General features: G+C 57.6%; 10 protein-coding genes. 5 read left to right on the forward strand and 5 right to left on the reverse strand.

Features of this window, described 5'->3' with window-relative positions; all coding sequences use genetic code 11:
* Window positions 1-356 precede the first annotated feature (356 nt).
* A complete protein-coding gene (locus tag ACP90_RS16135) occupies window positions 357-7,964 on the forward strand; it encodes a type I polyketide synthase (RefSeq protein WP_208993336.1) in 7,608 nt (2,535 codons plus the stop codon).
* 26 nt (window positions 7,965-7,990) lie between these two features.
* Entirely contained in the window at window positions 7,991-9,349 is a 1,359-nt protein-coding gene (locus ACP90_RS16140) for an aminotransferase class I/II-fold pyridoxal phosphate-dependent enzyme (RefSeq protein ID WP_055653918.1), read from the forward strand.
* A 70-nt stretch (window positions 9,350-9,419) separates the two neighbouring features.
* Here the strand turns inward: ACP90_RS16140 and ACP90_RS16145 are convergent, their stop codons facing one another.
* The 5 genes from ACP90_RS16145 to ACP90_RS16165 all read right to left on the reverse strand — a co-directional run bounded on the left by ACP90_RS16145 (window position 9,420) and on the right by ACP90_RS16165 (window position 15,914).
* Window positions 9,420-10,229: an SDR family NAD(P)-dependent oxidoreductase gene (locus tag ACP90_RS16145; RefSeq protein ID WP_062488924.1), complete on the reverse strand. Its 810-nt coding sequence runs from the start codon at window positions 10,227-10,229 to the stop codon at window positions 9,420-9,422.
* A gap of 20 nt (window positions 10,230-10,249) precedes the next feature.
* Entirely contained in the window at window positions 10,250-11,695 is a 1,446-nt protein-coding gene (locus tag ACP90_RS16150) for a beta-3-deoxy-D-manno-oct-2-ulosonic acid transferase (protein ID WP_062488925.1), read from the reverse strand.
* A 290-nt stretch (window positions 11,696-11,985) separates the two neighbouring features.
* Window positions 11,986-13,239 (reverse strand): capsular biosynthesis protein, encoded by a 1,254-nt coding sequence (locus ACP90_RS16155; RefSeq protein WP_208993337.1) that lies wholly within the window; start codon window positions 13,237-13,239, stop codon window positions 11,986-11,988.
* Between the two features lie 52 nt (window positions 13,240-13,291).
* Window positions 13,292-14,641 (reverse strand): capsular biosynthesis protein, encoded by a 1,350-nt coding sequence (locus tag ACP90_RS16160; protein WP_208993338.1) that lies wholly within the window; start codon window positions 14,639-14,641, stop codon window positions 13,292-13,294.
* Between the two features lie 73 nt (window positions 14,642-14,714).
* On the reverse strand, window positions 14,715-15,914 hold the full coding sequence (locus tag ACP90_RS16165; RefSeq protein WP_208993339.1) for a polysaccharide biosynthesis/export family protein: 1,200 nt from the start codon (window positions 15,912-15,914) through the stop codon (window positions 14,715-14,717).
* A 252-nt stretch (window positions 15,915-16,166) separates the two neighbouring features.
* Between ACP90_RS16165 and ACP90_RS16170 the strand changes: the two genes are divergently transcribed.
* The 3 genes from ACP90_RS16170 to ACP90_RS16180 all read left to right on the forward strand — a co-directional run bounded on the left by ACP90_RS16170 (window position 16,167) and on the right by ACP90_RS16180 (window position 20,538).
* Window positions 16,167-17,267: an AGE family epimerase/isomerase gene (locus tag ACP90_RS16170; protein ID WP_286145684.1), complete on the forward strand. Its 1,101-nt coding sequence runs from the start codon at window positions 16,167-16,169 to the stop codon at window positions 17,265-17,267.
* 136 nt (window positions 17,268-17,403) lie between these two features.
* On the forward strand, window positions 17,404-18,315 hold the full coding sequence (gene folD / locus ACP90_RS16175; protein WP_022999442.1) for a bifunctional methylenetetrahydrofolate dehydrogenase/methenyltetrahydrofolate cyclohydrolase FolD: 912 nt from the start codon (window positions 17,404-17,406) through the stop codon (window positions 18,313-18,315).
* Between the two features lie 240 nt (window positions 18,316-18,555).
* The gene (locus ACP90_RS16180) at window positions 18,556-20,538 is read left to right on the forward strand and encodes an autotransporter assembly complex family protein (RefSeq protein ID WP_208993340.1); all 1,983 of its coding nucleotides are present in this window, start codon (window positions 18,556-18,558) and stop codon (window positions 20,536-20,538) included.
* Window position 20,539: the final 1 nt, after the last annotated feature.

Below are 20,539 nucleotides of genomic sequence, written 5' to 3' on the forward strand. Positions count from 1 at the left end.
CCAAAAAAACGCCCCGCCCTCGTGCGGGGCGTTTGTTTTTCAAGAGATTTTCAAAATCTGTTCTTGCAACGCATCGACGCTTCTTAACAACACTCAGAAGAAATACGATTTTTTATGTATCTAGCCTTTTCCAGCATTTCTCCATGGGATAAAGGTTGCCAAACCCTGCGTTTGCAAGGTAGCTGGAAACGCTGTTTGGCATGGGATAAGCTTACGCATGGCAGCACTGGGACTGGGTCGCGCCGGTCTGCGATTTATCTCGAGGGAGCATGCGGAAATGACTGTTTATAAACTGTAAGTTTTCTTATGAAAATCAATAGCTTGACTGTACCCAACTAATAAAAACAGGTTGTTCTGTGGCGTCGCTTACATCAAATATCGATATTCTTGGTTATTCTACCCGCCTTCCCGGCGCCAACGATTCTGCCGAATTCTGGTCATTGCTGAAAAACGGCGAATGCGCAGTTACGTCTGTCTCCAAAGACCGCTGGCCCCTGGCCCGCTTCGGACACCCGGTCCAAAGCACGTCTGGAAAGACCTACACCTGGGCTGCCGGGCAGCTGGATGATGTGTGGGGTTTTGACCCCTCTTTTTTTGGTGTCTCTCCGCGGGAAGCCGTGCAGATGGATCCGCAGCAGCGGCTGCTGCTGCAACTGGTCTGGGAAGCTCTGGAACACGCCAATATCCGCCCCAGTGACCTGGCCGGCTCGAACACCGGCGTTTATGTAGGTGCGTCGTCTCTCGATTACCACCATCGCTTCCTGGTCGATCCGGCCATGGCCGACATGCAGTTCATGACCGGCAACACGCTGTCGATCGTCTCCAACCGCATTTCCTACATTTACGACCTCAGAGGCCCGAGCTTCACGGTCGACACCGCCTGCTCCTCTTCCATCGTCGCATTGCACGAAGCGGTTTCCGCGATCGAATCCGGCCAGATCGATACCGCGATCGTCTGCGGCGTCAGCCTTCTGCTCAGCCCGTTTGCCTTTGTCGGCTTCTCCCGCGCCACAATGCTGTCGCCGACAGGCCTCTGCCAGGCATTCGACGCCAATGGCGATGGGTACGTGCGCTCCGAAGGCGGCGCAGTGGTCGTTCTGCGTGCTGCGCGTGCTGGCATTCCGGAAGGTGCAAAGAGCCACGGCAAACTGCTTGCAACCGGCATCAACGCCGACGGTCGCACTGTCGGCCTGTCGCTTCCGTCCCCGTATGCGCAAGCAGACCTCTTACGTGAAATTTACGAAGGCCTGGAAATCAACCCGACGGATCTTGCCTTCGTCGAGGCACACGGCACCGGTACGCGCGTTGGTGACCCTGCAGAAGCGGATGCGCTTGGCAAGGTTATTGGCCAGAAACGCGACAAGGCGCTGCCCATCGGGTCCGTCAAGACCAACGTCGGTCACCTTGAGCCTGTTTCCGGTCTGGTCGGACTTCTGAAATCCGTAATGGCGCTGCGAGAAGACCTCCTGCCGCAGTCGCTGCACTTCAGAAATCCGAACCCGGATATTCCGTTTGACGAGCTGAACCTCAAGGTTGCCGGTGAAGCCATTTCCCTGGAGCGCAATGGCACCCGCAGACTTGCTGGGGTCAATTCCTTCGGTTTCGGTGGCACGAACGCTCACGCCGTCATAGGCGATCCCGATCCTGAAACCGCCGAAGCTTCGACAGCACCGGTTGACGCGCCGCTGGTCATCAGTGCCCGGTCCAAGGAAGCCCTGCAGCAACTGGCCGGCAAGTTCGCCGAACGTCTCGACAACGAGGCGGATGAAACAGCCGGCAATGTGATTGCCTCGAGTGCCCACGGTCGCGATCTGCTTTCTGAGCGACTTGTTGTTCTCGGCAAGACCAAGGCGGAAAAACTCGACGCGCTGCGTTCATTCGCAGAGAGCGGCGATGAAAACGCAGATGTCGTGTCTGGCAGCGTCATCAAGTCGAACGCAAAGGTCGGGTTTGTCTTTTCCGGAAACGGGTCTCAGTGGGCCGGTATGGGTCAGGAAGCCTACCAGGCCGACACGCCATTCCGGACCGCCTTTGACAAGGTCGACAAGATCTTCATGGGTCTGAGTGGATGGTCACTCGTCACCACGCTTTTTGCTGAAGACCTTGAAGCAGATCTTGAGCGCTCCGAAATCGCGCAGCCGCTTCTGTTTGCTATTCAGGTCGGCATTGTGGAATCACTGCGCCAGCGCGGCATTACCGCTGCCGGGACCGCAGGTCATTCGGTCGGTGAAGTTGCCGCAGCCTGGTGTGCAGGCGCCCTGAACCTCGAACAAGCAGTCCGCGTCATCCGTGCCCGTTCCAGCGAACAGGAAGTCGTCAGGGACCTCGGGTCCATGGCTGCCTTGCTTCTGCCGGCAGATCAGGCAATTGCCGCCATCGCCGAAAGCGGACTGCCGAGACTTGAACTTGCTGCTGACAACAGCCCGCGAAGCGTTACAATTTCCGGCGACAGCGAAAGCCTGGATGCTTTTGCGAAGTTTGCCCGCAAGAAAAAGTGGGCCATGCGGCGCCTGAACCTGGCGTATCCGTTCCACAGCGCTCTGGTTGACCCGATCGAGAAGCCTCTGCTTGCTGCATTGGACGGTCTTTCGCCCACAGACGTGTCGCTTCCATTCTATTCGACGGTTACGCCGGATGAACGCGATGTCCGCGTTGATGCAGAATACTGGTGGCACAACGTTCGTCAGCCAGTCCGGTTTGCCGCCGCCATGGAAAACATGGCAGCAGATGATTTCTCTGTCCTGATCGAGATCGGTCCCAAGCCTGTTCTCGGCACCTATGTAAACGACGTCCTGAGGGCCAAAGGCAAGAAGGCCAAGGTTCTTGAAACGCTCAAGGAACCTTCCAAGAAAGCAGCTGCCGCAGCAGGCAATCCGGTTGACAGGATTGCCGCATCCGTTGTGGCACATGGTGGCCAGACCGACCTGATCCGGTTTGTCGGCGAACGCCCAGGTCATCTCGTTCCGCTTCCGTCCTACCCCTGGCAGAACTCCGAGTATCGCCCGGAAAACAGCCCCGAACGCGTCGATTTCATGTTCGGCCAAACCTGGCCGCTGCTGGGATACCGTCTGCGTCAGGATACTGCGGAGTGGTTCAACCACATCGACAGCGGTTCCCTGCCGTTCCTGCAGGATCACAAGGTCGAGGAAAGCATAGTCTATCCGGCCGCGGGCTATATCGAGATGAGCCTGCGCGCAGCGCTCCGGTGGAGCCGGAGCGACCAGATCGAATTGCGCGACTTCGACATTCTTCGTCCGTTGGTAATCGAAGGCGATGAAGTCTGGGAAACCCAGGTCCGTATCTCGCCTGACGATCATGTGGTCGAGATCCTGTCGCGACCGCGCCTGTCCGACAACGACTGGTCCTTGAATGCCCGGGGAACATTCCTGACGCCTTCGACGACTTCCAGAACCCCATGGGTGAAACCCGGCGACAGCGTTCTGTCGGAACTCGATCACGAAACGCTTTACACGGTCACCAAGAGCTTTGGCCTGAATTACGGTCCGGCTTTCCGCCGTGCCGATAAAGTGGTCAAGCACTCGAATACCAGCGCGACCGTTACGCTGTTGCCGCAGGACGAGAGCCTCGCGGATTACTCGTTCTCGCTCTGCCCGACTTTGGTGGATGCCGGTTTCCATGGCCTGTTTGCGCTCCTGGATGGTGTAGAGGACGTTCCGCAAAACACATCCTTCCTGCCGATCCGGCTTGGCACATTGCGTCTTCTGGCACCGGAAACCCTGCCGGCTTCCGTGCGTATCGAAGTCACAAAGGCGTCTCCGCGCTCGATCGAAGCAAGCTTCGAGTTCCTGGATGCCGAAGGCCTGACGATCGCCCGCTTGACCAAGACCCGGTTCAAGGCGGTTACTCTTGGACAGGACACGCGTCCTGACGATCTGGTCTACCGCCAAATTGCGACGCTTCTTCCTGCGCAGGACCGTATCTCTCCGCTTCAGGAAACCTTCGAAGGATTGCCTTCATTGGCAGGCAATCTGGACCTTCTGGGCGCCGACGACCAGGAACTCGACGACAGCCGTGTTCTGATCGAAGCGCTGGGTCGCACGATTGCGCACAAGACCCTTTTCGATCTTTTCGCAGATCGGAAAATTGAACTGGCGTCGCTTGTCGCGGCCGGCGATCTTCATGAAACGGCACTGCCGCTTGCGGCAAGTCTTTTCGGCTGGCTGGCCGAGAGCGGGCTGTGCACGGAAAGTGACGAAGGTTTTGAACTCACGGATCCGTCTGGCAATCCAGATGCAGCGGCGCTTCTGCAAGCCCTGACCGATGGCGGCGGAGAACATATCGCCGAGGCAGCATTGCTGGCACGACTTTGGACGGGTTTGTCCGATATCCTGAAGTTAGGCCTTCAGGAAGCTTCCGGTAAGGAATATTCTTCCAGCCTGTTCGACGCCTACCGCTCCTCCTCTCCGGGCAAGCGCGCGCTCTCGTCAGCCCTGCAGTCTGGTGTGCAAAGCCTGATTTCCAGCTGGCCAAGTGACCAGGCACTAAGGGTCCTTCTGGTTGGGGCAAACGGTGGCCTCGCTGCGGCGATCGATGCTGCGCTTGATCCCACCTACATGGCGCTGACCGTAACAGATGCAACGTCCTCCGCAGTTGGCAGGGGCGAGCGTTTGTGGCAGGGCAGTTCGGCGACCGAGTTTGTTGAACCAGGCGAAGCATCCTTTACCTTCGACCGGCATTTCGACATCGTGCTGTTCGATACGTCTCTTGCGGAAATCGATGCCGACACGCTGAAGCGTTTTACGAAATCCATCGTTCCAGGCGGGCTGGTGCTTGGCGCAGAACCGCTGCCTCATCCGCTCACCGACCTAATCATGGGCGTCGGCTCGTCGTGGTGGGACGAAGGCGCAACTGCCGAGTTCCCGATTTCCAGGCAACAGGCAGACTGGACCAAGACGCTGGAAGCTGCCGGTTTGACCGAGGTCCAGACCGTACCGTTGAAGAGCACTTTGATTGAAGCCGATCTCCTGTGCGCGCGTGCGGGTGATCGCGCTGAGGAAGCATCGGACACCGACGAAGAAGCACCGGAAGCTGAAGCCGAGAAGAAAAAATATCTTCTCCTGACCAGCTCCGAGGGCGCGTCTCACCGTCTCGCCGAAGGTCTGAAGGCTTGCCTGACCCGAAAAGGGCACACAGCCACCCTTCTTGTTCCGGGTGAAGTTACCGAACAGCTCGGCGACGACATCTGGAGTGTTGCGCTTGGCGACAAAGTTGATGCCCAAGTGGCCGACGAAGCGCTCAACGCGCTTGTTGCCGCACATAACGGCCGGGTCGTTCACCTGCTCGGTGCATATGCCGCCCCGGCCGACGCTCTCGCATCTGTTGATAGTCGTGCCTTCAGCCTGATGACACTTCTCAAGGCATTGGGACCAAACGGCGGCGAGTTCACTGTTCTGGCACCAGCCGGCGCGCAGGATATAGCCGGTGGCAAGCCAGCCGCTCCCGAGCAAGCCGGGATCTGGGCGTTTGGCCGTGTGGTCATGAACGAATACCCGGACGCGAACTTGAAGCTGATCGACGTCTCACCAGATCTGGAGCCGGGGATAGCTGCTGCACGTGTGGCCGACGAGATCCTGGTAGCCAATTGCGAACGGGAAATCGTTCTCGACAGCAAAACCCGTTCCGGTATCCGCCTTGTAAAAGGTGGCGTCCTATCAAGCGTCACGTTGCCGGAAGGCGCCAAACCCGCCATGCGGCTGGATATCCTGCGCCAAGGCTCCCTGGACCAGCTCTCCTGGCACGCCGTTGAGCGCAAGCCGCTTGAAGGCAAGGATGTGGAAATCGCCGTTGAAGCCAGCGGTCTCAATTTCCGCGATGTGATGTGGGCACTTGGCCTGTTGCCGGAAGAAGCTCTCGAAGATGGCTTTGCCGGACCGACACTCGGCATGGAGTGCTGTGGTCATGTTGTGGGCTGTGGTCCGGACGTGACCCGCTTCCGACCGGGTGACAAGGTCATCACCTTCGCCCCGGCCTGCTTTGCATCTCATGTCACGGTCGACGAAAGTGGCTGTGCGCCGATGCCGAGCACGGTTTCAGCGGAAGAAGCTGCGACAATCCCAGTCACCTTCCTCACTGCCTATTATGCCCTTGTGCATCTGGCGGCTCTCTCTGAAGGGGAAACGGTCCTGATCCACGGAGGCGCTGGTGGCGTCGGCCTGGCCGCCTTGCAGATTGCCAAGTGGCGTGGTGCGAAAATCATTGCGACTGCAGGGTCCGAAGACAAGCGCAACACCCTGAAGCTGCTCGGGGCAGATGTCGTTCTGGACTCCAGAAGTCTGGCATTCGTTGACGCCGTCATGGAAGAAACTGCCGGCGAAGGCGTCGATGTGGTTCTCAACTCGCTGTTCGGCGAAGCCATGGAACGCAGCATTGAGGTTCTGAAACCGTTCGGCCGCTTCCTGGAACTGGGCAAACGCGACTACTACGGCAACACCCGGATCGGCCTGCGTCCGTTCCGTCAGAACCTGACCTACTTCGGCATCGATGCCGACCAGCTTCTGACCCGTCAGCCAAAGCTGGCCGTCGACCTGTTCGTCAGGCTTGTCGAGCTATTCGAAGCGGGCACGCTACGTCCCTTGCCGCATCGCCTGTTCGAAGCCGCAGATGTGGTCGACGCCTTCCGACTGATGCAGCAGGCGGGCCATATCGGCAAGATCGTGATCCGCCCGCCCGCAGTTCCCGAAAACGTGCCGACCAAGCGCGAGATCTCGTTTGACGGTGAGGCTGTTTACGTCGTTGCCGGTGGCTTTGGCGGCTTCGGTGCAGCATTGCTCCACCGCCTTGCCGATCACGGTGCCAAGTCGCTTGCGGTTCTCAGCCGCCGGGGCGCTTCAAGTGAAGACGGCCAGGAGGTTCTCGCGCAACTGACCAAGCGCGGCATTTCGATCAAGGGTTATGCCTGCGACATCACCAGCGAAGCAGCAGTCAAGAAGGCGCTTGCAGAGATCCGGGCTGAAGGACATCAGATCAAGGGCGTGTTCCACACCGCGATGGTGCTGAATGACGTGCTGATCGCCAACATGGATCATGACGGCCTGACAAAAGTGCTGGCGCCCAAGGTCCGCGGCGCGGAACTGCTGGACAAACTGACATCCGACGATCCGCTCGATCATTTCGTGCTGTATTCGTCGGCCACGACCCTTGTCGGTAACCCTGGTCAGGCCAACTACGTCGCCGCCAACGGCTACCTGGAAGGTCTTGCACGCAAACGCAGGGCCGAAGGCCGGCCGGGCCTTGCTGTCGCCTGGGGTGCAATCTCCGACGCCGGGTATCTGGCCCGCAACGAAGATGTCAACGAGATGCTGTCCCGCAAGCTCGGACGCCATGCCCTGACTGCCAAGGAAGCGCTCGACGGGCTCATGGCCCTTATGGTGCAGCCTTCGCAGGAAGACGTTGGCCTTGCGGCGCTTGGATATGCGCGTATCGACTGGCAAGCGGCACGCAAGGATCTGGCACTGGTCGGCACACCTCTGGTCGGTCTGCTTGGCCTTGGTGACGAGGACGAAACCGGCGCGGACGGAGCGATCGACCTTGCAGCCATGCTGGAAGGCATGGATCAGGTCACTGCCGCACAGACTGTTGCCAAGCTTCTGGCCGCCGAAATCGGCAAGATCCTGCGGATTGCACCTGAAGAGATCGATCCGCACAAGCCGCTGTCGGACATCGGCATGGATTCCCTGATGGCTCTTGAACTGCGCATGAGTGCGGAACGTCAGCTCGGGATCGATATTCCATTGATGTCTCTCGCAAACGGCGCGACGTTGATCGACCTGTCCAGCCGTGTTGCAAACCGGGTTCTGGGCGAAGAAAATGCCTCCGGAATTTCGGATGAAACGCAGCAGCTCGCCAGCTTGCACGTGGATGACCAGCGTCAGGAAACGGAAGATCTTTCCGACATTGCTGCCGAAGTTGAGAACAAGAGCCGCGAACTTGGTTCCTTCCTGTAAGCGGCATCATAAAAGGATTGACTGGTATGGGCGCTGATGATCGCGCCAAGCTGATGGACAGCTTGAAAGCCAACCGCCGTTCTGCGCGTGGACGGGCGACGTCTTCGTCGGCGCGTCCACAAGCGGCAGCCCCGAAGCGCAAGGTCTATGACTTCAAGGAGCTGCCGCAGGTCAAGCAGTTGCAGATGCACAGAGCTGCGGCAGACATGATGGGGATCGAAAACCCGTTTTTCCGACCTCACGACGGGCTGGCAGCGGGTACAAGCGTCATCAACGGCAGCAACTACGACAATTTCGCTTCCTACAACTACCTCGGCCTGAACGGGCACCCCAAGGTCAACGAGGCCGCAAAGGCCTATGTCGACAAATTCGGCACGAGCGTTTCCGCAAGCCGTATTGTTGCCGGTGAGCGCCCTTTCCACGCAGAACTGGAAGCAGCGCTGGCGAGGATCCACGGTGTGGAATCTTCAATCGTCATGGTGTCCGGTCATGCCACCAACGTCACGACGATCGGCCATTTGGTCCACAAGGGTGATCTGGTCCTGACCGATTCCTTCGTGCACAACTCCATTGCCGAAGGTGTTCGCCTGTCCGGCGCGACCCGCATGAACTTCCCTCATGATGATCTTGATGCTCTGGAAAAGATGCTCGCAGATCATCGGCACAAGTTCGACAAGGTGCTTGTTGTCGTGGAAGGTCTCTATTCGATGGATGGAGATTTCCCGGACCTGAAGCGTGTCGTGAAGCTCAAACAGGCCTATGACGCCTGGTTGATGGTCGACGAAGCACATTCCATCGGTGTCCTCGGCAAGACCGGCAAGGGCATCGCCGAGCATTTCGGGATAGACCCGACTGAAGTCGAAATCTGGATGGGGACGCTGTCCAAGACCTTCTCGTCCTGCGGTGGCTATATCGCCGGATCCAAGGTCCTGTGCGACTACCTCAAAGTGTCTGCGCCGGGTTTCGTGTTTTCCGTTGGGCTTTCCGCCGCGCTCGCAGGCGCTGCCATTGCGTCTGCCGAACTGCTCGAGCAGGAACCTGAGCGGGTCGCAAAGCTTCAGAAGAACGGAGCACTCTTTCTGGAGCTCGCGAAGGAAGCCGGACTGAACACTGGCCCCAGTGCCGGCTACGCGGTGGTTCCGGTCATTGTCGGCGATTCCGCAAGTGCCGCAACACTTTCCAATCGTTTGCTCGCAAAGGGAATCAACGCCCTGCCGATCATTTTTCCGGCCGTGCCTGAAAAATCAGCGCGCATTCGGTTCTTCATTACGAGCGAACATACCGAAGACCAGATCCGGCGCGCTGTAGAGACAACAGCTTCCGAACTCGACGCCATGCGCGCGGACGGAACTGCCGTCGACAGGCTTATCAAGGCTACGCGCTAACAGATTTGGGCATCATGCCTCCCGCAACTACCGGACACGGAAATGCTGTCGTGTCCGGATCAGTGAGAGCCTACCTGTCAGAGTTCTCTCGATAACGCGGATCCTGATCAATCGTCACATCAAAACCGCCCATGAAGAGATCGCCGATCTTCGTCGGCAACAGATTTTGAAGGCGAATACCCCAGGCCAGCAAAAACGGAAACGCATAGAACGGCTTGCGACGGTCGATTGCCCGTCGCATCAATGCGGCTGCTTTTGAAGCCGGCATTTCGAACGGCTTGGCACCGTTGTGGCGCGCTGACATCGGTGAAGTGATGAACCCCGGACAGATGATCGTCACGGATATGCCGAAGGGCTTCAACCAACCGCGAAGGGAATGCCCGTAGGCAATGAGTGCCGCCTTCGTGGCGCTGTAGCTCGGCATATCCGGCAAGGCACGCATTCCGGCCAGAGACGAGATAAGCACCAGTTGCCCCTGCCGGCGTTTTTGCATGTTGTCGACGAGGCCCGTGAGAGTGTTGACCACGCCTCGATAGTTCACATCGATCTGCCGATCGCTGTCGGCATTCGTTTCGCGCGTGCGGTTGGGGCCGAGCCCTGCAGTCACACCAGCATTTGCAATGACCAGATCGACAGGATGCCGTGCATCCAGATCACTGAGGTAGCCATGCAGTGCTTCGCGATCACGAATATCGATGGCAGTGATTTCACCGTCTGCGCCAAGCTCGCGGATTTCTTTCAGCAGAGCTTCCAGACGCGCCTCGTCCCGGGCAATGAGGGCGAAATAGATACCAGGACCAGCGTATTCACGAGCAAGCGCCTGCCCTATGCCGCCACTGGCACCGGTCAACACGATGACCTTTTGTGTTTCGCCTGCCATTCTTGCCTCTCCCATGAGGGTTAGATTCCAAGTTTTCTGCCTAGCCAGGACGAGTGCCGCTTGATCGCGGTCACCAGAAGGTGCCGCTTGTCTGTCCGCTGCTCCGCTAGCCGCGCAACCAGAAACTCCGGTGAGCATGGCAACAAGGAAACCGGGTCAATTGTGCGGGCATACTTCACGAGAGCCAGATAGACCAGCTCCGGCAAGGTGCGGCTTGTGCCCCTGCCTTCAATCTGGGTCAAATCCTCACATAGGCCCCAGCCGGCATAAAAGGGCGCTCCATGGACACACACCTTCTTGCCCCGTAGCAAAGCTTCGAACCCCGATAACGAAGAAAAAGTCTCGACGCCATCGACTGCCTCTATGAGGTCGATGATATTCGCATCTTCGGCAATTTCATCGGCGTATTCCAGCGCGGTTTCACGGGGCACCTTGCCTTTGCGCAAACCGGTCTCAACATCGGGGTGTGGCTTGAAAACCAGGAACGCCTCGCGATGACGGGCACGGGCGAGGCGAAGCAGATCGAGATTCACGTTCGGTGTGTTGGCGCAATCGATTGTCGCAGATCTGGATTTTCTGATTGCCGCATCGTCCGCAACCTGCCCCGGTACAAGGATCTTTTCCTTGTTGGCCGGATAGGCAAATGAACGCGTCTTGCCGAAATTGTATTTGGAGACCCTGGCGCGAATGATCAGGTCGATCAAAGCTTCGCCCCGGTTCCGTTCTTCCGGTGAAAGCACGTACTCTTTCAGTAGAACCTCAAGCCGGCTGGGCCGAGAGGGGTCGTAGTAGATGCCGAGGTCATCGACCGCAAGCATAGCCCCTCTTGCAAGGCCTGCACCAAGACCGACGGAGCGCAAGAAACCGTCTTCTATGCGCGACAACTGAATCCCGTTTTGTATGCAGATCTGCTCGAACGCGGGATCGGTGCGCCCCGCCCAGGAATATATCCGCCCGCCGTCACTCCGTGCAGCTGAGACTGCGTCCTGTTGGGTTTCGTGAAACGTGACCGCCCCGCCTTTTCCGGAAAAGGTGGCGTTGATCGAAGGATGGTTCCAATACTGCGCGCCGTAACAATGGCCGGGCATGGCGTTATCCTGCCACTGCTCCTGCATAAGCGAGTGGACCACCAGCGCGTCACCGGGGTGCAGAAGATCGCCTGTATAAGGTGAGAACCAGGCAGTCCGGCAAGACAGTATCCAGTTCAGCAGATCGTCGATGGCTATCTGCTCAAGAGCGGCCTTGTTTTTGAGCTCGGTCCAGAACAACGCTCCCTCTTGTCGGACTTCGTCTCCTGTCAAAAGCCTCTGAAGCGAAAGACCTTCGGCTCCAGAAATCGCAGTTTCGCCCGCCGCGGAACTGGAGAGCAACTGCTCACGCCAGGTGCCCGTAAAATCGCAAACCGACGCAATGTTCCGGCCATGTGTGACGAACTGCCGGATTAGCGTGTCAAAGGCGACGCTCATCAAAGAACGTTCTTTCAGCTCAGAGCGGCTCACTGGCAAAAGAATTAAACTGGAGGGCAGCCGCCGGGCTTGTGCAGGTGTCGGTCCTTCCAGGACTAGAAGAAGGCTACCTGTGGCAGGCTTCATTCTGCTGAACGCATTGGCATTTTTCAGCCAAACTGCCTGATATGGACTGGTATCTGAACTCTCAAGGATCCCGCCCTCGAGAGCCGCTTGAAGCCGGGCTTCCAAAGGCCGAAGCTCCGGGTCGACAATCTTCAACGCCGACTTATGCCCCTTCAACCAACCAATCACAACGGCACTCCGAGCGCACGTGCCCTGTCGAGCCTGGGAGGAGGATCGACATAAGCTCCGAAGGCGTTCAAGTCTCTATTGGCAATCTTTTCGGCAATGTTTTTCGCCGCAACTGCGACACCTTCCGAATTGTGAATCGACCCTCGTACCTGCGTGGATGCTGCCAGCGCCTGAACGTAAGTGAGGAGAAGGTCACGATCCGGCTGATCCGGCTTATTCCAGAAACTCGCCAGATCACCCTGGTGGGTCATGCCGGCAATGTCGTAGTGGGCCGGCACCAGAGTCTTCACCGGCACGCCAGCTTGCAAGGCTTCCAGCCCAGCAGTGGAATTCAGCGTCACGACCCCAAGCGCCTGCTCGAACGGCTTTGCAAGGCCGCCGCCATCGAGAAAATGCACCCTGTGCTGCAAGCCGAAGCGGTCTGCAAGTTGATTGGCAACACCCGGCCAGTCTTCGAAGCCGACATCGAGAGGGTGGCTCTTCAGGACCAGGTGAACGTCGTCATCTGCCACTTCGGCCAAGGAGCGGAAAACGACCTCCAGAACCTCTTCAAAACTCTGAAATGGTGAATGTCTGCGCAACTGGAAATCTCCCTCCAGCTGCAAAGGCAGCACGTAATAGCGAACCGCCTTCTCCTGCAATTCCGCAAGCTGGTGTTCTGCTGCCCTGTTCCTCCGCTTTTCCGTCAACAGCCTGACTGCTCCGCGCAGATATTCAGCAACCGGGGAATAGATCGTGTGCCGCTGATAGGCAGGATAGAGCGGCTTCAGGAAGACATTCGTCAGGTTATAAACCACGTCAGGCGCTGTCTGGAGCCAGAAGCTGGAGGGATACCGCGGGGTGAGATCCACCGCCCCCGCAGTCTCGGCTATATGCCTTATCGCAGCCGGGTCGGAAGGAAAGTGACTGAGCGTGGACAAACCGGTTCGCTCCAGCGTCATCCAGCCGGGCCGCAACGCCCCGAGTTCTGTCACGGCAACATAAACGCCTAGCTGGACTGCTTTTTCGATAGCAAGGCGATGGTAAAGGCGCTGATCCCCATGAAGAATGAGATCTGTAATCTCGTGTTTGCGCAGATAGTCTTCTATGTAGGCCGGCCATTCGGATGGCTGCCCCTTGAAACTGATACAGCCCTTTCCGTGCCAATGTAGCCAGTCACCAGCGCAGAAGTTGATCCGGTGAACATCAAACCCGAGGGCTTTGAGGCAATCACCCGTTTGCTTGTAGAGCGGAGATAACGGTCCCTGCAAGAATAAGACCCGTCTTACGACGTTTGGGCGAGCTTCCGTTGCCAGAGACGGCTCAACCGCGCCAGACATGTGTCCACCGTTCGGTTTTGCCACGTCGTTCCAGTTGTTCGGAAAAGGTCGTCGCGATCCCTCTCGCCTGCGCCTTTTGCAAACGAGGCGGCATTTCACAGAAGGCTTGCGGCAAATTAACCGTGTCCGCAATCATCCGTTCCGCCATCATGTCGGCAGCCGCCTCTCTGCCTTCCTTGGTGTAGAAACATCCCTTGACCTGAATGGACGCTGCAAGCAACCGCTCAAGCGCATCCAGCAGATCCTGATCCGGCATCGTCGGGTTGCGCCAGAAATCATCAAGAGGGTTCTGGCAGGTCAGCCCCGCGATATCATAAAGTGCGATACCAAGAACCTTCGTGGGACAATTCGCCCTGAGGGCATGCAGACCGGTGGTGCTGTTGATTGTCAAAGAGCCTGCTGCGTGTTCCAGAAGCCGGTTCAGGTTGCCACCATCCACCAGAACCACACGTTTCTTGACCCGGTATTTCTTGGCGAGCGTCCGCAGGATTCGCCCCCAAGGCTCCATGCCATTGTCCAGAGGGTGGACCTTGAAGACAAGGCGCGCCGCGGCAGGTGCGTTTTCTGCAAACGACTTGATGACCTCCTCCGCAGCATCCGCAATATGGTCGTACTGGGAGTTATAGCGCAGCTGATAGTCGCTCTGAAGCTGAAGGGGAAAGACGTAGTATGGCAGGCCAGTCGCAATAATGTCGTCAATCACGTGGTGGGCATGCCTGTTGCGGCTTTTGGCGAGCGAGAATCGCGGAATATTGCTCAGGTAGTCGATCAGCGGATGATATAGCTTGTCACGGACATACCTGGGATATGACAACGCGAAGATCACGTTGGACATATTGTAGGTTACCTCGTTCACCGCTTCGTTGATGAACGGATACTTGTAGAGTGCCTGCCGGTCGATATCCGGAAGGCTGCTACCTACTTTCATGATGAGTTCCGGATCATCCGGAAACCGGGAGTGCGCGGACATTCCGCAATGCTCGAGCGTTATCCAGTCCGGACGCAGATAGCCGTTCTCAAAGGTCAGACACGTTATACCGAGTTCCGCCCCCACTTCCGCCGCTGCGACATGATAAGGCACACGATCCGCGTAATAGACGATGTGGGTAATCTTCTGGTCGAGACAGTAGGCTCGAAGCCAGTTGGGCCAGTTTCGCAAGGAACCACGATAGGATGTACATCTGCGGTCGTGCCAACCGATCCAGTCGCCGGCACACAGGTTCACACGCCGTGTGGACGCCCCTGCTTTTTCAAGGCTGTCGGCAATTGTTCGCGCAAAAACGCCAGGCGGCCCTTGCAGAAACAGCACCACCATTGAACTGACTGAAACCATGCAATCTGCCAACCTACCGGCTTTAACGGCCCACCATGTTTATCTGAGCCGTTAAATCTTCTTACGGCAACTGTTATTCTGTGAGGTTACTTACCACAGAGTAGTTGCTGATGAGCGGTGCGATGATTTGCAGGAACTTGCCAAGCTCAGCAGTCGGATGGTTCGAAACGAACAGGATGTCCTTGTCCCGCATTTCGAATTTCTGCGACATGAAAAAGCCCTTCGGATCGCGAAGGCTCAGTTTATATACAAGTGGAACGCTCTGCGAGCCCGTCAATTTGTCCGCGAGAAGAGGCTTGAGCTTTCGCACAAGCGCAGCATCTTCGAAGCGGAACAGGAACACACCGTTTGCATCCGCGCGGTCATCCCGCAAACCACCCACCGTAGCCAACGCCTCGGCCATTGTGACGGTTTTCGTCCTGAACGGAACGAGCTGGTTTGCCTTGAGGGCACCAAAAGCAGAGAAAGTACGCGGGCGATGCGACAGAAGAATGTTGTCGTTCGGCGCGATCAGAACGTTGTTTTCCGGATAGTCGATCAGATCTTCCAGACGCGTGGTACCGGCGCGATTGCCGCGCTTCAGCGTAACCACGGTCTCATAGGTCGCGTCGCGCGCGCCACCTGCCTGCGCAACGAGGTCAAGCAGGCGAGTATTTCGCAGCGGCAGCGGATAAACGCCCGGCTTGGCGACATCGCCGACGACAACCGCGGTTGAGCTCAGCTTGTCTCGGAGAGAAATCAGAACCTGCGGCTCAACGGCCTTGCCAACGAGTTTCTGCTGCACCGACTGGCGCAAGCCCTCAATGCTGAGGCCTGCTGCACGTATACGGCCAGCGTACGGCACGAAGATATAGCCGCTCTCGTCAACAACGGACGGAATGTTGCTCGACCCGCCACCGCCACTGCTGAACAGGCCGTCTGGCGACGCTTCCCAGATAGTGACATTCAGCGTGTCGCCAACGCCGAGGAGCGTTGAAGACCCGCCACTTCCAACTCCGTGGAACTGATTGGCGAAAGCAAGTGGGCGGTAATTCTTGATTGTGTCAATGTTGGACGGTTCGACAACGACGACGGTGTAATCCCCCGTCTGCGCGCTGGTTTCGACATCTTGCGACGAAATATTTATCGCAGCCGGGCCCTCGCCCGGCAGGGCGGAGCATCCAAACAGAACTCCGGCAGCCGCCAATACTGACAAAAAACGCATTAGTACCCAATCCACCCAAATTGCTGCCAAGTCTGGTAACACCCTCTTGCAAGGTTGTCCAAGACGCATCGCAGCTTTCCCCGGGAGAAACCTCCCAGCTGTGACTTTGCTGTAACACTACACCGTCTTTTCCTAGTGAATTGATAAATTTCCAATTTATCGTCTTCTGTTCGGCATGTGAGCGTCGATAATCGAATTCAGCGTCAGAGCTTCCAACATCTGTCTTCGGGGTATCTTATGACCGCCAGCAACCGGCATAACGACATTAAAAACATTAAAATTCTCTCGTCAGAATTAACAATCTGGCTGCGGGATTCGGCCTTGCCGCTCTGGTCAACTGCCGGTATCGACCCGCAAACAAAAACCAGTCTTGACGTTATCAACCTCAAAACTGGTGCCGGCCTTCCGGTCACGCGGCGCGCGCGGGTCGTGAGCAGGCAGATCTATTCCCTTCTGGAAGGCAAGAAGCTCGGGTGGACGGGACCAGCCGAGGAATTAGCGGCCGAACTTTATGGCTGGTACACGAGCACTTTCCTGATGCCGGACGGACACTACGCCTCTTGTGTTGACATGAATAACACAGTCACAGACACGAGTTTCGACCTCTACAATCAGTCTTTTTCCCTCTTTGGCTTCGCCAAGCTGGCAGCGGATCTTCCCTCCTGTAAAACCAGAGCAAGCGAACACGCCGAGAAGCTGCGGGACCATCTGATGACGGCCTATCGTCATCCGGAAGCAGGATTTCAAGAAGCCTCTCCCGCGAAAGCACCGCTTTGCTCCAATCCGCACATGCACATGTTCGAAGCGTGCCTCGCATGGGAAAAAGTCTCCTCAGATTCTGCCTGGGCGGACCTTGCCGATGAGATCGCCGAACTTGCCCTGACGCGTTTCATCGACCCGGTTTCAGGTGGGCTTCGAGAATTCTTCAACAGCGACTGGACCCCGTTTGATGGTGACAAGGGCCGTGTCATGGAGCCCGGTCACCAGTTCGAATGGGCGTGGCTCCTGACAAGATGGGGGCAATCGAGAATGGATGCGGGCGCCCTGATTGCTGCGCGGCGCCTCTATGACATTGCATGGACCTACGGCATAGATGAAAGCCGCGGCGTCGCCTTCATGGCCTTGAACGACGATTTTTCGGTCCGAGACCCCATGGCACGCCTGTGGGGACAGACGGAATGGATCAAGGCCGCCGTCGCTCTGGCAGAAGTTTCAACAGGCGCGGAAAGGGATGCCTACCTGGCGGATATTCCGGAAGCCGTCCAGGCACTGAAAGTCTATTTTGCAGATGTCCCCGCCGGCTTGTGGCGAGACAAGCTCTCTCCAGACGGAACCTTTGTCGATGAACCCGCACCGGCAAGTTCGCTCTATCACATCGTTTGCGCCATCTCGGAACTTCACGATTTCGCAGAATCACTTTGACCGGGTCGTCGGGGTCAAAAAGGCATGCATGGCGAAACCAGAGCAGTAAAAGACGCATTCGGCCTTTTTCATTTCGATACAGAGCTCTATAGCTTGTCGCCGGTTTAAGAAGACGTGCGACCAATGAGGAGGCCGAATGCCCAAGGCTCAGATCATCGATGGCAAGGCTATCGCGGAAAGTGTCAGGCAAGAAATCACCAACCGGGCAGCCAAACTGCTGGAAACCAGCGGCAAACGCCCCGGTCTGGCGGTCGTCCTGGTGGGTGAGGATCCTGCCAGCCAGGTCTACGTACGCAACAAGGACAAGGCCGCCGAAGCCTGCGGTTTTCACTCCGTGAAACACACGCTCGCCGCTGATACCAGCGAGGACGCTGTGCTGGCACTTGTCGACCAGCTCAACAACGACCCTGATATTCACGGAATTCTGGTGCAGCTGCCTTTGCCGGGACATATCGACGAGAGCAAGGTGCTGCGCCTCATCCGCCCGGAAAAGGACGTAGACGGTTTCCATCCTGTCAATGTTGGACTGCTGACTGCCGGAGAACGGGACAGTGCGCTGGTGCCCTGCACACCTGCCGGTAGCCTGGTGCTGTTGAAGCGCACACTCGGCGACACGCTGTCGGGTCTCAACGCAGTCGTGGTGGGCCGATCCAACATCGTCGGCAAACCCATGGCGAGCCTTCTGCTTCAGGAAAGCTGCACTGTCACGATCGCTCACAGCCGCACCAGAGACCTGCCGGACGTCGTGCGTTCCGCGGACATTGTCGTCGCGGCGGTCGGTCGGCCGGAGATGATCAAGGGCGATTGGATCAAACCGGGCGCGACCGTTATCGATGTCGGCATCAACCGAATCCCGGCCCCGGACCTGGGTGAAGGCAAGGCTCGCCTGGTTGGCGATGTGAACTTTGCAGAAGCAGCAGAGGTTGCAGGTGCCATAACACCGGTTCCCGGCGGTGTTGGTCCAATGACGATTGCAATGCTGATGGTCAACACCTTGACGGCTGCTCGCCGTCTGCTTGACCTTCCGGAGGAAGAAGCGCTTTTTTGAGTAATAACCGGCCGGCACGAAAGCGCGCGCAAGAATATTTTCGCGCGTTCTTGCGGCACATTCACTAAAGTCTTGTGCCACCTTCTCTCTTGAACTCGTTCCGGTGCCATGGTCTATCGTGTTTGTATTCGCTTAACCATGGCCCTTTAAGGTGCGTAACGTAGGGGCTGCAAACGCAGATGGTTGAATTGCGCTGTTATCAGATGCAATTCGGCTGACCAATTAAACAGGCGGCAGTGAGTGAAGGGTCTACCGTCTTGCAAGTCCGGCAGGTTCGCCGGCAAGCGTTTCAACGCATTTTCCTCATTGGCAGCCTGGTTGGCTGGCGGTGTTTCTTTTGTTGCCTTGCGCCCGGCTGGTGCTGGGTTGGCCTGTGCCCTTCTTCTTGCTGCTCCCCTTCCCGCAAATTCCTTTGAAATATTCGGCTGGAAGTTTTTCGAATCGGCGGAAGACGAAGCCAACGCTGTTCCCGATCCCCTGCCCTACGAGGCAGACCTGACAATCTCCAATGGTGCGGATGATCTCACCAAGGAATTGAAAGACGCCTCGCTGCTGGTACAGCAACAGGAAAAGCCTCCCTCCGGCGAGGCAGGCCTGCTCGCACGCTCTCTTTCTGATCGCGAACGGCTGATCGCCCAGCTTTATGCCGATGGCCGCTACGGTGGAACTGTCGATATCACGCTTGCAGGCATTCCTCTTGAAACCGCTCTTGAACAGAGTGATTTGCCTGACGCTCGGCCGGTGAAGGTTGAGATCCTGGTCAATCCGGGGCCGGTCTTCACCTTCAGCAATATCGACGTGTCGTCCCAGGACGGCGATCTGTCCACCGACCCGTCCTTCTGGGGCCTCGCGAAAGGCGAGGTCGCTGCTTCCGGCAAGATCCTGACGGCGGAAAAGCGCATGATCGCGGTTCTTCGCGATCGCGGGTATCCGAAGGCGCGGATCGCGGAACGCCGGATAACGGCGGACCATAGCACCAACACCCTCGCCGTGGCGCTGATCGCCGATGCCGGCCATCAGGCACGTTTCGGCCCGGTCTCGGTCAAGGGTACGGAAGTCACTGACCCGGATTTCGTCGTCCAGCAGGCAATGCTTCCGGTCGGAGGCGTCTATTCGCCTGAAGACCTGGCCCGTGCACGCAAACGGCTCAACGAACTCGGCATCTTCTCGTCCATCCGGCTCGTGGAAGGAGAAATCGAAGGCCCAGACGGCACCATGCCGGTCACCATCGAGGTGAGCGAGCGCAAGCGCCACGTGATCGGTGCCGGTGCTTCCTGGTCCAGTACCGAGGGCTTTGGTGTCGAATCCTATTGGCGCAGAAGAAACCTCTTCGGTCGGGGCGAATTGCTCTCTGTTGAAGGGTCCGTTGGCAGGATCGGCAACGAGAGCGTCCTCGACATGGAGTACTCGGCGCGGATCGCCTTTGAAAAGCCAGGCGTTTTCGGTCCGCTTACCAGCTTTTCGACCAGCCTGCAGGCACGCCAGGAACATCCCGACGCCTACAAGAGCCGGTCGATTACCTATGAAGCCTATCTCAACAGGGAATTTTCCGAGCAGCTGAAAGGCCGCGCGGGCGCCGAGGTCTTTTACGCCAATGAAGAAGACGCCTTCGGCGATGGCGACTACCTGCTGGTTGGACTGCCGGCGGACCTGACCTTCGACAACCGTGATGACAAGCTCAATCCGTCCAAGGGGATTTTCGCTGCCCTGTTTGCAGAGCCCGCTTACGATACCCTGAACAGCAACGCGATGGGTTTCATCAAAGGCACTGTTTCCAGTTACTATGCGCTCGATCAGGCCAAGCGTTTCATTCTTGCGGGCCGAGTCTCCACAGGGTCGATCCTGGCGCCGTCCGTGGAATCGGTTCCCGCCAGCCGGCGGTTCATCGCCGGTGGTGGCGGGTCCATCCGTGGCTACGCCTATCGCAACGTCGGTCCACGCAAGGATGGTGAAGTTACCGGTGGACGCTCAATTATCGAGCTTTCCGGTGAAGTTCGCGTCATGGTAACCGAAACTATTGGAATCGTTGGATTTGTTGATGCAGGTAATGCATACGAAGACAGCATTCCTGATTTTTCCGAGAGCCTGAAGGTGGGCGTTGGCGCTGGTCTGCGCTACTTTACTCCAATAGGCCCGCTGCGAGTCGATGCTGCGGTGCCGCTGGATCCGGGACAGGATGACCCGGACTTCGCCCTTTATGTAGGTTTGAGCCAGGCATTCTAAC

Origin of the sequence: Labrenzia sp. CP4 (genome assembly GCF_001579905.1) — a bacterium.
In the GTDB taxonomy this organism is placed as follows: domain Bacteria; phylum Pseudomonadota; class Alphaproteobacteria; order Rhizobiales; family Stappiaceae; genus Roseibium; species Roseibium algicola.